12 protein-coding genes are annotated in these 12113 nt (G+C 38.4%); 1 reads left to right on the top strand and 11 read right to left on the bottom strand.

Annotated features, from left to right (window positions below):
- Window positions 1-672: 672 nt before the first annotated feature.
- Complete coding sequence (locus tag QGT73_RS15565; protein ID WP_280123045.1) at window positions 673-1155, top strand: hypothetical protein; 483 nt, start codon at window positions 673-675, stop codon at window positions 1153-1155.
- A 301-nt stretch (window positions 1156-1456) separates the two neighbouring features.
- Here the strand turns inward: QGT73_RS15565 and QGT73_RS15570 are convergent, their stop codons facing one another.
- The 11 genes from QGT73_RS15570 to QGT73_RS15620 all read right to left on the bottom strand — a co-directional run bounded on the left by QGT73_RS15570 (window position 1457) and on the right by QGT73_RS15620 (window position 11998).
- Window positions 1457-2419, bottom strand: a complete 963-nt coding sequence (locus tag QGT73_RS15570; RefSeq protein WP_280123046.1) for a type I phosphomannose isomerase catalytic subunit — start codon at window positions 2417-2419, stop codon at window positions 1457-1459.
- 581 nt (window positions 2420-3000) lie between these two features.
- Window positions 3001-3582, bottom strand: coding sequence for a hypothetical protein (locus QGT73_RS15575; protein WP_280123047.1), 582 nt, complete (start codon window positions 3580-3582; stop codon window positions 3001-3003).
- A complete protein-coding gene (locus QGT73_RS15580; protein WP_280123048.1) occupies window positions 3579-3899 on the bottom strand; it encodes a hypothetical protein in 321 nt (106 codons plus the stop codon). The genes QGT73_RS15575 and QGT73_RS15580 overlap by 4 nt, the downstream gene beginning before the upstream one ends.
- A gap of 138 nt (window positions 3900-4037) precedes the next feature.
- A complete protein-coding gene (locus QGT73_RS15585) occupies window positions 4038-4406 on the bottom strand; it encodes a hypothetical protein (RefSeq protein WP_280123049.1) in 369 nt (122 codons plus the stop codon).
- Between the two features lie 142 nt (window positions 4407-4548).
- Window positions 4549-4965, bottom strand: a complete 417-nt coding sequence (locus tag QGT73_RS15590; protein WP_280123050.1) for a hypothetical protein — start codon at window positions 4963-4965, stop codon at window positions 4549-4551.
- 11 nt (window positions 4966-4976) lie between these two features.
- Window positions 4977-5468, bottom strand: coding sequence for a hypothetical protein (locus tag QGT73_RS15595; RefSeq protein WP_280123051.1), 492 nt, complete (start codon window positions 5466-5468; stop codon window positions 4977-4979).
- Window positions 5469-5946: 478 nt separating this feature from the next.
- Complete coding sequence (locus tag QGT73_RS15600) at window positions 5947-6969, bottom strand: DUF3871 family protein (RefSeq protein ID WP_280123052.1); 1023 nt, start codon at window positions 6967-6969, stop codon at window positions 5947-5949.
- Between the two features lie 301 nt (window positions 6970-7270).
- A complete protein-coding gene (locus QGT73_RS15605; RefSeq protein WP_280123053.1) occupies window positions 7271-8176 on the bottom strand; it encodes a hypothetical protein in 906 nt (301 codons plus the stop codon).
- 118 nt (window positions 8177-8294) lie between these two features.
- Entirely contained in the window at window positions 8295-9215 is a 921-nt protein-coding gene (locus tag QGT73_RS15610) for a hypothetical protein (RefSeq protein WP_280123054.1), read from the bottom strand.
- A 226-nt stretch (window positions 9216-9441) separates the two neighbouring features.
- On the bottom strand, window positions 9442-10266 hold the full coding sequence (locus tag QGT73_RS15615) for a hypothetical protein (protein WP_280123055.1): 825 nt from the start codon (window positions 10264-10266) through the stop codon (window positions 9442-9444).
- Window positions 10259-11998 (bottom strand): recombinase family protein, encoded by a 1740-nt coding sequence (locus QGT73_RS15620; protein WP_341874128.1) that lies wholly within the window; start codon window positions 11996-11998, stop codon window positions 10259-10261. The genes QGT73_RS15615 and QGT73_RS15620 overlap by 8 nt, the downstream gene beginning before the upstream one ends.
- Between the last annotated feature and the right edge of the window lie 115 nt (window positions 11999-12113).

The raw sequence follows: 12113 nt of genomic DNA on the forward strand, positions 1-12113 counted from the left end.
CCGATTTTCGCTGTTTTTTTAGTGTATGCCCGGTTTTCAACTTCCTGAGAATCGAATATACGAACTAATCTCGAAAAATTCCAGATTATTCTAAAATATTCAATTCTCAGAGGCTTTAATCAGAGGAGTTCTGCAACACCCTCGAGCAAGGGACAATCATAGAAAGAAATAATGAAACAACGCGCTCCGCGATGCTTTTTAGGGCTATGTCGCGGGGCGCGTTGTTTTGTTATGGCTTTTTGTTATGTCTATTCAGTTTATGCCTGGACGGAGACGATGCCTTTGAACGGAGTGATGCGTTAGCTTCCATATATTATCTATTTATAATGAAAATGTATGAATTTGTGTTGTTTTAATGGTTTTTTATTTGAATGTTGTGTGTTTTATTTGGAATATTAAATTATTTTAAATAAATTGCAAACGGAATATAAATTTATAATATGAAAACAATTCTCTCTTCCATCAAATGTAGTAAGATATTGATTTTGGTATCCCAATGTTTGGGAAATTATAAATGACTATGTATTTATAATGATATGTGGGATGCGTGGTATACTATGTATCTGAAGGATATATAAACGCTAACTTTGAATATGATAATATGATACCATTAATACTCAATTTTGGACCAGAGCGAAGAGCTAATAGGGAATAAATTTAAATACAAAATATATGAAAAATTTGACTCTCCTGATTGTTACAGCCATATTGGCTGTATTGAATGTGTATGGTGTGCAGCCGGTGAATGAACGTATCGTTAAACTTAGTTATCCTTCTGAAAAAGAGAAGGAGATAATAGATGTTGCTCGTAAGGTGTGTGAAGATGTAGCTCCTTCCTATGGTGTAGATGCTCTTGAGGCAGGAATATACAGTATTGATCCTTCTGAAAAAAAGCCTCTATTTGGTAAGAAGTCTATTTCAGTCAAGTTTATTGACAGTTCTTCCTGTGAGGATAATGGGTCCTGCTTTGTTGTAATGGTAGTTATGTATGAAGATTCGCTTGAGCCTATAATGATTATGGATAAGAGTGGGAGCCGTAAAAGTTTCCTTCCGAATGGTTATGCTTATTTCAGACAACATTATCCCGATTATAGATTAAAGCCGTTTGTAACGCCGGAAATGAAGGAGGGAGAAGTGACTCTTTATTGCAATTAGTCTTTCGCAAGCCTAAAAAGGTTATAATACCCTCTTAATTTTAGAAAGGCTCACAAATGGTGGCGGGAAGTTGCAGCTAAAGCTGCGGAGCAAGGGACAAAATAATGGAGGGATACGAATCAAAAAAGTATTATACAATCAAAGAAAGGATACAAATCAAGCAAGGGGCAATCAAAGAGAGGAATAATGAAAAAAACGCGCTTCGCGGTGCTTTTTAGGGCTATGTCGCGAGGCGCGTTTTTTATGTTATGGCTATTTTTTATGCTATTTTTTATGGCTTTTCTGTTTATGGCTATTCTGTTTATGCCTGGACGGAGAGGAGGGTGGCGGTGCCGCGGGCTGAGAGTGAGGTCATGACGGCGGGGAAGAGGAGTGTCTCGCCGCGGGTGACGGGGAAGGAGCGGCCATCGGTGTTGTCGATGATTTCGGCCTGTCCGTCGAGACACATTATGATGGTGAATGAGCCGCGGGGATTGGCTATGGGCTCAGGGGTGTCGGATGAGTTGAGGCTGAGACGGCGTGTGTCGAAGTATTGACATTGGGCGAGGAGATCGCCCTCGGGATGGCTTTGATAGTCGGGATAGACGGTGTAGTCGATGGCGTCTTTGGCCTGGTCGGTGTGGAGTTCGCGGGGATTGCCGTCTTTGTCGCGTCGGTCGTAGTCGTAGATGCGGTAGGTGATGTCGCTTGTCTGCTGTATCTCGGCCAGGAGGTTGCCTGCACCGATGGCGTGGATGCGTCCGGCGGGGAGGAAGTAGGTCTGTCCGGAAGCGGAGTCGTAGGCGGCGATGACGTCCATGATGGTGTTGTCGGCCACACGACGTTCGTATTCGTCGGGAGTTATGGCTGTGTTGAGGCCGGAATAGATTCTGGCGTCGGGGTCGGTGTCGATGATGTGCCACATTTCGGTTTTGCCGGGTGAGTTGTGGCGAGCCCGGGCGAGAGTGTCGTCGGGGTGAACCTGTACGGAGAGGTCGGCTTTGGCGTCGATGAGCTTGATGAGGAGGGGGAATGCCGAGCCGTAACGCTCGTAGATGTGCCGGCCTACGAGGTCGGCTCCGTATGTGTCGATGAGTTCGGTGAGCGATTGTCCGGCGAGGGGGCCGCGGTCAACGACTGATACGTGGCCGGGGACGGCTGAGATTTCCCAGCTTTCGCCTATCTGTGTCTGGTCGGTGACTATGCCTTTGAATGGAGCGATACGCTCACCTCCCCATATTACCGATTTGAGGTAGGGGGTGAAGTGAAGGGGTTGATTGAGCATATGAAAAGTACAACTATTGGATAAATAATGCAATGTATATCTATATTATACGATGCAGGTTGCTAAATTACTCAATTTGTTTTATTTTGCAAAATCGCGGGGTGGTATTGAGATGGTTAAACTATTAAAAGTCCGGGCACATCGAGGTGTGATTTCGATGTGCCCGGACTCGTAGGCTAAGCTTCGGGAATGATGCGCATGTGGGCTGTCGGGTAGCGGAGGACGAGACAGGAGGCTTCGGTGAGGACTATTTCTGTATTGATGTATTATTATGTTTTGAATTATCCCCTTAAAATGTCAATCCTCCCCATAAAATGAAAAATCCTTGAAAAATGCCCTTTTCTTCATTTCTGTTTCAGATGATATTCAATTATTTCTCCTATGGTATCTTTTGCGCTTTCAGCAACCTCTCTCCATTCATCTTAATCTGACCCTGCTGGAATTGAATCAACACCGCCCAGTCTAATTATATTATAATGTGGAATATATATTCTGCATTTGGTATTCCAACTTCTTTCATGTGCTTCACTGTATTTGCACCTGCTCCACCAACGCCAATTATTAGAATCTTGCTCATAAAATTAATATTTATGATTCAGCATTATCATAGTGTCAATTATTAGAAAATCCTCGCCGTCATTGCGCACGTCGCTAAATTTGACTTTAAGAAATCCGCTATTATCTGAGGGTTGTAAAATATCCTCTTTTGAAATTCGATATGATATGCTGTCTTGTGGGTCTAAATGTGGAAGCCATATATTTGTAGGCTCTATTATGTGTTCCCATTTCCCTCTTTTATTTGTGAAAGCATGGTAACACATCCAATTTGATGTTTCCCATTCTGTAACATATCCCCATTCATCAGTTCCGTTTCCGTCTAAATCTCCCTCATAAACGAAATGTATGCCGATTGTCTTGTTATCTAAAATAAGGTCTTTGACAGAGCCATTTTTTGTGAACACTCTCCATTTGAAATACCACCCACCGTCTTTTTCTCCAATCGGTTCAGCTATCAGCGTGTCAATATCAATACCGTTGAATCTTCCAATGATAGTATCACGATATTGTGAAAGTGGGTCAGATTCCATTGGATTATGCCTATTCTGACAGCCAATAATAGAGATACTTAATAAGCTGATTATATAGAATAGTAGTTGTTTCATTTTAGTATATCTGAACGGATTATAATTTTTAGATTATTGTGCTTTTGTTTAATTTGAGCGATTCTATCTTCTGATAAATCCCTGCATATCACAAGGGTAGTTTCTCTTAAAGTATCGTTAGCGATTCTTTTCAAAGCTCTGTAATCCCATATAATATGAATTTCCTCGTTATCAATATAGAAAGTGAATAGTCCTGCGCCATATACTAATTTGGGAAATTCTGAAAGACAGACCATAGACCTTGACTGTGCTATTATAACGTAGTCCACTCTATATGTTGCCCCAACCACGATATGTGGTATAGTCATATCATTCATATCTTTATTAGAACGACATATAGCGGTCATTATTCCTCGTTTGGGAATGTATAAATCTTCTTGTAACATAGTCTATTTTTTAGAAGTACATTTTTCAGATTCCCCCTATAAAAGTAAAATCTTTCAGAAAAAGTACCATTAGCCGGTAACTTGTGTAGATAGTATTTCTCTAATTGTTGAAGCCACACAGAGATTCGCAAACAGAAGAATAATCAATGCTATATATCGTTCTATTTTTGAAAATTTAAGTTGGCGTAGAATGTAGAATAATCCTATCATCAGTCCAATCATAAATATTACGCCAACTATTGTTGCTTCCGATTCTGTCATAATCGGAGGCTCATCACAAGCACAAGCATATTCATGTTCATGCGTTGAGGGGTGTAGTATTCTGCCAACCAAATAACCAAAAATGAGATAGCCTATCATAGTCGCTATCATTGAGCCAACTGTTAGCCCAATAGTTATCGCTGATTTTATAAGAATATTGATATGTTTAGTCATCATGGCATAATAGAAAGACAAACATAACGATTCCGCCAATAATCCCTGCGGCTGTATTCAACATTGCGCTCCCTACTATCGCAGTGATAATCCCCATGATAATAGATAATAATATTTTTGAATTACTGTTTTCGTTTGCCATTTTTCAGAAAAAGACTGTGCCGATAGATGAAATATAGACTTGATGTGTGCAAGCCATTCTGATTTGTTCGGGTACTCCGTATGTGCCAATTTTTGAAGCGTAAGAAGTGCTGTCATGCCAACGCTGACCGTCCCAAAATCCGCACACCACAATTTGGTTGGGCTCTGTTCCCGATATGCCAACTCGTAACTTTATAGAGTAGAATTGCCCTTGATAAAGGAAAACACCATTTACCATTTGCACGTTTTGAGGTGCAATACTCTGATAGAACTGATTAGGGTCTATTGTCTGATACTGTGTAACACCGTTATTTTGTTGTGTATTGGCGTTTTGGTATGTGGTAAACAGATTGTTGTAATTTTGACCGTATGCTACTGTTCCAATCATTAGCATAATTGATGAAATGATTATATTCTTCATATTAAGGCGATTTAGAATGTAAAGGCTATTCCCATATTCTCAAAGTAAACCATATATAATTCGGGATTCTCCTTGTATGGCTTAATCTTAATAACGGCAGGAAATGATACCATACGAGAATCTTTGAATTTTGAATTTGGGGTCATAATACCGAAAGATTTAACCCAGCTTAATACAGTGGGGGCTGTATCGGATAAATAAAACTCAATCGTACCGTTATATTGGTATGATTCCTCCTTTTTAATCCTCCGTTTCTTTTCTTTCTTATCTATTTGATTCCTAAATTCCTCGATTTTTAAGTGAACACAGAAATCAGAAGGGTGGTCGCCTCTGGTATATAGAACAAGGTCATCATACTTGCCATTAGCCAAAAGAAATGGAAGCGGAGTTTTCCATTCTCCCCAATATCCTTTTATATATGAACTGACACCGTCAATCGGGATTTGTGCATACGCTCCGATTGAAAGAACGGTCAGAAAAAAGAGAATTGCAAGTTTTCTCATTTATTGTAACGTGTTCCTCAATCCTCGGTGGAACGGTTACGGTTGAACATGAAAAAGGTGTGAGGATTGTATCTTGTCTTATCCTAAAGTCAGGTCTTCGCATTACCTATTCCACGGATAAAACAATAGCCCCACACCGATTTTGCTATATAATCTGCCATTCTCGGCAGGGTATAAGCAACCGATGTAGGTGCTATTGCCAACCTTATCTCCGTGGAAATTCAAATTTGCGAAGTTTGACTTTAGAAGATAAAATTTCAATAACACCTTTGTAATATGTGCTGACTCACAATCGCCAACTCTTTGGGTCTGTGAATCAAGTGCAAAGTTACTAAAAAATGTCATTGGTGGGGCTATGTGGAGTAATGTTTTTCAGCATAGGTCTGTCAGTTTCGTAAAACTCAATTTCACGAAACCTCACAAAAAAGAAAAGAGAACACCCACACAGATTGTGCAAGTGTCCTCTTTGGATTGCGGATTAGTCAATGAACCACGAATAGCGGTCATCGCCATGCAGGGCGGCGTTAATGCCTTGTGCCACTTCGGTTGCATTGAAAGAGCGGTCAAGGAAGCTATCAATGTAGCTGCTCTTGTTTGCTCCCGTAAGTAGATTGTAGAACTTCCACATATCAATGTCAGAGCCGTAAGAGCCAAAGTTTTCATCGCTGATGTAGGCTTTTGCCACTGCATTGATTTGTGTGTCTGTTATCAGCAACCGTGGAATGTTGCGCTGTATCTTTTGAGGTAGGGCTTGATACAGTCGCATTTTCCCAAGAATCTGACAGAATTGGTGTTCCGTCATGCTTGTGTTGCCAAGTGTCTGCATTAGGTGCAGATGTTTGGCAGGGTTGTAGCGGTTGAGCATTTCAAGGGTACGGAGATAGAGGTCAGAAGTGTTTGAAACTTCCAACTGCTCAACGAATCCGTCAGATGAAACACAGAGGTTGCAACACACGAGGTTTTTGAAGCCCACGAAGATTTTGAATCGCTCTACTGACTTTTTGGAGTAGAGATTCATGTGGTTATAGGCACGCACACCGCCGACGGTCAGAGTGAGTTTGTTACCCTCTACCGTTTCATAGATAGTGGGAACTTCGATGCAGAACATCATTCGCTCGTAGTAAATCGTTTTGTCCGATTCCAAGAGCTGATTAGCGGGCTTGTGTATCGCTTCGGGGATTCTCCCTTTAATGATGTGCGATACTCGGATTTCGGGCGTTTCGATTCTCTCTCCGTTGTAGAACGTGCTGACTGCTTCCGCTACCGTTTCGATAAACGCAGGGTGCGAGATTGTCAGTTCATTGTCCTTGCTGAACACAGGAACAATGCACTCGTTTTTGAGGTGCGACAGTTCGACAGCCTTTGTGTTTGCTTCGATAAACGGAAGTGTCTTTTTCTCTCTTTGCGGAATGTCTGTAATAACTTCCGCGTCTGTTGCGTACTCATTGAGCCAACTGATTCTTTTAGGCTCAACCGCAGGTAAAATCATTAGATTTTCCATAAACGTGCGATTATTAGAGGTTAATAAAACTGTTTTGTCTTTTTATTCAAGAAAGGTGGGGGGACTATCATGTGAAGTGGAATCTTATGTGCAGAATCAAGCCGATTCTTGAATCTTGACATTTTTGATTAGGGGGAGGGGGTATTTTAGAGAGGTATCAGTATGATTGTTTGTGTATCTTTCTGTACGGATTAAAATTGCAGAGGTCTATTCTCCTTATAATAGAAGTCTGGAATTTTCAGAAATGAAAAAACTCCATAACCGAAGCTATGGAGTAGTGGTAGATTTTTCAGAATTGAGATTATATGAGATATTCAGTATTCTTGTCTTTTGTTGATGATTCAAGTTTTTCAGAAGTTAAGACTTTGACGAAATAATTTAGGCTTTTAATCTCTTTGGGTAGTGTAGAAAGTCGCTTTTCAAGTTGATGTTTGAGAGAGTATTTCATCTGTATGTCGCAATCATCAATTCCTGCCAATTCTTCTTCCTTATATGGAAAACGCACAGCTATTTTGCTGATATATTCTGTTTTGTACGGTGGAACATTGATTTTGTGAAATATGCAGAAGTTTGTTATATCCTTATAAATCGACTTGTATAAGTCTGGCGTTCCATTGGGATATGTACGAGAGTTTCCTAAGTCAAAGTAAGGCATTTTAATTTCATATCCTTTGTCGGTTTGTACGATAAATCCAAGTTCCCTGCACTTCTTCATTAGATTCTGAATCGTGGCATAGCTTAATCCAACTCGTTGTTCTATTTGTCGCAAACTGTAAAATGTAGTATTAGTGTTATTAACACAAAGACATTTTATAAGAATGATAAAGCCTTTGATGTCATGTTGTGCTTTCTTTGACAATCCGTCAATCTCAAAATCGCTAAAACCTTTATCCACAATTATAAAGTCTTTTGTAGGGATAACTGTTGTATAATAGTTTTTGGTCTTTGGGATTCCATTAACCATGCCGATACATCTACGCTCAATCTTCAAAAAGTTGCCAATCTCCTCTATTTTATGAAGATGTCCGCTTGTAGTTTCAGTATTATAACCCGATATTTCAGCAAGAGTATCTAACAGTACATTAGATTTGCCATTCTTGAAATCGCTTTTGAACAAGAGATTTAAGAATGTCATAGCTTCCTTATTATTGAGGAACTTAGCTAATCCGATTGGGAATAATCGGTATTGAGTGGAACTATCTGACATTTAAGTTTTGAAAATTCGGAATCCCGGCAAAGTGCCGAGATTCCTGTTTATTAGTTGGTAATAATATAGTTAATAGTATGGCCGCATTTTCTATATCATGCAAACCGTTCTTTTTATATCATAGATTCATGCGTTCACGAATCCTTTTAATTTGAGTATAGACTAATTCTTCGTCAAGATTACCATGATGATTTTTCATTGCTTTAACGTCATTGTCAGTTATGGCTGAAAAGACTGCCATAGCTTTGTCGTAGGAATCTGCTACCACTATATTGTTGAATTGCTGTATCAGATACCGCTTTGCTATATCGGCAGGCGAGAAGCCTTTTTCACGGCAGAGGGCAATGTATTTATCACCCCTCTTTATATTGAATGAGGGTATGATAGGGGTTTTACCACCTCTCCCTTTATGTTGCGTCTTAGCACACAATTTTGAAAAATCTGATATAGAGAGTGCTTTTGCGTCAGCGCAATAGATTCTGTTTAGCGTTGATAATGGATAACCGTCTTTGTTATCTTCTCGCTTCAAAAGAGTATTGTAGCGTTTCAGCAGTTCGTTGTCTGCAAAGGTGTGCGCGGCACCACGCACATAATCATCAATACGCCATTGGCGTTTGGTAATATTGATTTCGTTTATATACTCTGATATAGCTTCTCCTTCTTTTAGTTCAACCACAATGGCAGGGACTGATACCATTTCTTCTATTCCTTGTGATTCCAAGTATTGATTATAAAGTGAAGTTGCACAAACTCTGTGCTGTCCGTCAAGCACAAGGGAATATTCGTGTGCTTTGTCTGTTGGGATTGTTTCTCCCGTAATCGCCATAAGGATTATGTCGCTTTCCTTTTGTAAGGCGACTTCGGCAGGGATAACTTGTATCATTTCAGCACTCTTGTAGCCTTTCACTACCATGTTCTGATAGATGGTATTCACATTGTCGCGGTTGACGCAACGATTGATGTCTTTGGCAAAAGCGACATAGCGAGTTTCACCGTTAGCAATGATAGTAACATTGTTGATAAAATTAAATTTTGACATAGTTTTATACGCTTAACCTATCCAGCATTAGGCTTTTATGATTATGTAATATTTGTTTTGTAACCGTGATTATTTCTGATTACGATGCAAATTTACGGCGACTATTTAGGCTATATGGGTGGTAAATGATATGTAGGTACTACCCCCCTTATTCCATAAGTAGGAATAGAAAAACGCCAACCCCTCACGAATGAGGAATTGGCGTTGTCAACATTAAATCTTATATTTAGAACGTGGGATATATTGAGGATAGTAACGATATATTTTTGCTTTTGTATTGTTTGAAGAATCCTTTTAATGATTCTGAATCATCTTTGAAGCAGGGATTGGTAGATAATCGTGTATAGTAAATAAGGCGTGAGATTAAAAGGTTACGGTTTAGTTGTCCGTGATTTCCTTTAGTCGCTCTACCCTTAAATTGAGGGTTGAGTTCAAAAAAGTATTTTAGAAGTGATGCGAAATGCCATATAAGTACAGAGTTTGATTCCTCTGAATCTTCAAATATAGGATTCTTATCTGACAAGTCAAAGCCTAAAAGATTGTTGGAATCTTTGTCCGTTTTATAACCTGCCACAATCCATTTAAGAATTGCGGTCATTGTACGGTCATCATCAATAGTGTAGTTCCCCTTGTTTCCTTTTATTGACAGCGAAAGATTGAAATCATCGCTTTCATTTAACATTCGCCAAAACTTCTCTAAACGGATTTTGGGCGTTTCTTTCAGCTTTAATCCGTTTAGTAAAATACTGCAAGAATAATCAAAGCAAAACATCGTGAGAAGCCAAAAGGCATTAGAATCCATTTTTAATCCTGTAATCGTGTTTTGTAGATTTTCATTTTTGATATAGTCTTCGTATGTAAACCGACATGGAATCTCTTTGCGGTTATAGCGTTCCTCAAAAATACAGAGAGCATTTTCGGGATTTGTAAGATGTACCTTGCTTGAAAAAACTTTATCCCCAGTGGGTAGAGATATAGTTTGCCCATTTCCTCTGATTATTGAAATTATATATTTGGATAGTAGTGTATCCTCTATATTAATCTTATTCATTCTCCTTTTGGTCTTTAAGTTTCGCAATTCCTTTGAAATCTATTTCATCTTTTGGGAGTTGTGGATATATATTATAGTCATCTCCCAATGCTCTAATTAAGCCAGCGACATCGTATTTGGCTATTGTTCCATTATCGAAGCTATAGTTTCCAATCGTTGCTTTGGGGAATACCGTTGTAGAAACAATACGTTCATTCTCGTTAAATTCAAATGTCGTGGGTAAGAGTGCCACATATTTTTTTCCAGTATTTCTTACTGCTAAAATTCGTTGTATTCCGTTTTTGAAATTTATTATAATGAATCCGTTTAATAAATTAACAGAGTAATAGACTACTCTATCAAGTTTTTCTCTGTATAAATTAGACTTTTCAATTTCGCCTATATGTTGTAATTGTTCTTGAGTTCTAACTTTAGATATTCTACTTATGGCATCTTTATGAGTTGTAATGTCGTTGTTTAATTTTATGATTTTATGGTTAATATCCGATATTTCTTCTCCATACGTTATGTAATCTTGTTCAAGCCGCTCTATCAATTCAGAATCCGAAGCCAAGGATATGCGCTTATATACAGCTTCACGCTCTTTTATTCTCAAATTAACTAATTTCTTCAAATTCTCAATACTATCTAAAAGAATTTTAATCTGTTGATTATGCTCTTTTATTTCTTGTTCATTATAAGCAAGGTATTCTAAATCAGTAATTGTATTAATCACGGCATACCACACACAATTTAGTAATAGGGTGGCTTGTAATCCACTATTCTGACATTTCTTTGAATCCCTATAATCAGGGTCATTATTGCGCATAACACACGAATACTTAAAAAAACCGCTACCGCTATTATAGTGGAGTAATAATGAATATCCACAAGGACAGTATAATAAGCCTTTTAAAGGATTAAAATTCTTACTACTTTTTCCTCTGAATAGTTGATTGTCAATAAGGCGTTTAGTTGCTAATGCCCAATCTTCTGCACTTATTATTGGAGTAATTTTTAAGATTAAATCTTTATACTGCCGTTCTCCCTTATAAAGAGGGTTGCGTACAGTTTTTGATATAGTAGATTCTGTAAATTTAAGACCATTCCTAACAGTACGTTTCCCTAAATTATTCAAATTGCGTGCAATTTGTCTTAATGTAGTACCGCTTAAAACGGAATTGTAAATATATTTTATTAAATCCGCTTCATTTTCATCTATCTCCAATAAAGTTTTAGGTTCTCCCCTATGATTGATAATATAATTGGGATTGTTAACTACCTTAAAACCAAAAGGCGGCTTTTGACCCATAAAAGAATATGGATTTATTTGTAAAACCGATATTTTCCCACTTGTGGTTCGATTTATAATTTTTTGCCGTTCTTCCGCCGCAGTATTAGCCTTAAATGCTAATGTCATTATATCAAAAAGCGATAAAGAGCTATATGCAGAATATGTTTTATTAGGGTCATCAAGAAGAATTACGTCTAATCCATTCTGTAAAATATCATTTATAATTGATAGCACACGCATTATATCGGCCTCTCTTGAAAGTCGGGATAATTCGGCCACAACTATAATGTCGGCTTCTGTACGGTCAACGCTTAAAAGTTCATTTATACTTTTGCGATTTTGTTTCGCACCCGATATTTTTTCATCAATAGTGCGTATGTAGCGGTATTGGCAACCATTGCAGAAGTCTTTAATTAGAGAAATCTGTCTTTTTAGGTCTTGAGGTTGTTGCAGAACTATTTCTCAAAAAAAATAGCAAAAGCCTCAACTTTCACAAGCTGAGGCTTTTTTATGTCCATAAAGTTTTGTAACTTTATGGTATTCAAAACTATTGAATACAAAGTTAATGTATAAG

Source organism: Duncaniella muricolitica (assembly GCF_910574735.1).
Taxonomy (GTDB): Bacteria; Bacteroidota; Bacteroidia; order Bacteroidales; family Muribaculaceae; genus Duncaniella; species Duncaniella muricolitica.

Excerpts from the sequence above, each read along its gene's own strand:
- QGT73_RS15590 (WP_280123050.1), bottom strand. The coding sequence starts at position 4,965 with ATGAAGAATATAATCATTTCATCAATTATGCTAATGATTGGAACAGTA.
- QGT73_RS15570 (WP_280123046.1), bottom strand. The coding sequence starts at position 2,419 with ATGCTCAATCAACCCCTTCACTTCACCCCCTACCTCAAATCGGTAATA.
- QGT73_RS15610 (WP_280123054.1), bottom strand. The coding sequence starts at position 9,215 with ATGTCAAAATTTAATTTTATCAACAATGTTACTATCATTGCTAACGGT.
- QGT73_RS15615 (WP_280123055.1), bottom strand. The coding sequence starts at position 10,266 with ATGAATAAGATTAATATAGAGGATACACTACTATCCAAATATATAATT.
- QGT73_RS15565 (WP_280123045.1), top strand. The coding sequence starts at position 673 with ATGAAAAATTTGACTCTCCTGATTGTTACAGCCATATTGGCTGTATTG.
- QGT73_RS15575 (WP_280123047.1), bottom strand. The coding sequence starts at position 3,582 with ATGAAACAACTACTATTCTATATAATCAGCTTATTAAGTATCTCTATT.
- QGT73_RS15585 (WP_280123049.1), bottom strand. The coding sequence starts at position 4,406 with ATGATGACTAAACATATCAATATTCTTATAAAATCAGCGATAACTATT.
- QGT73_RS15600 (WP_280123052.1), bottom strand. The coding sequence starts at position 6,969 with ATGGAAAATCTAATGATTTTACCTGCGGTTGAGCCTAAAAGAATCAGT.
- QGT73_RS15605 (WP_280123053.1), bottom strand. The coding sequence starts at position 8,176 with ATGTCAGATAGTTCCACTCAATACCGATTATTCCCAATCGGATTAGCT.
- QGT73_RS15595 (WP_280123051.1), bottom strand. The coding sequence starts at position 5,468 with ATGAGAAAACTTGCAATTCTCTTTTTTCTGACCGTTCTTTCAATCGGA.
- QGT73_RS15580 (WP_280123048.1), bottom strand. The coding sequence starts at position 3,899 with ATGAATGATATGACTATACCACATATCGTGGTTGGGGCAACATATAGA.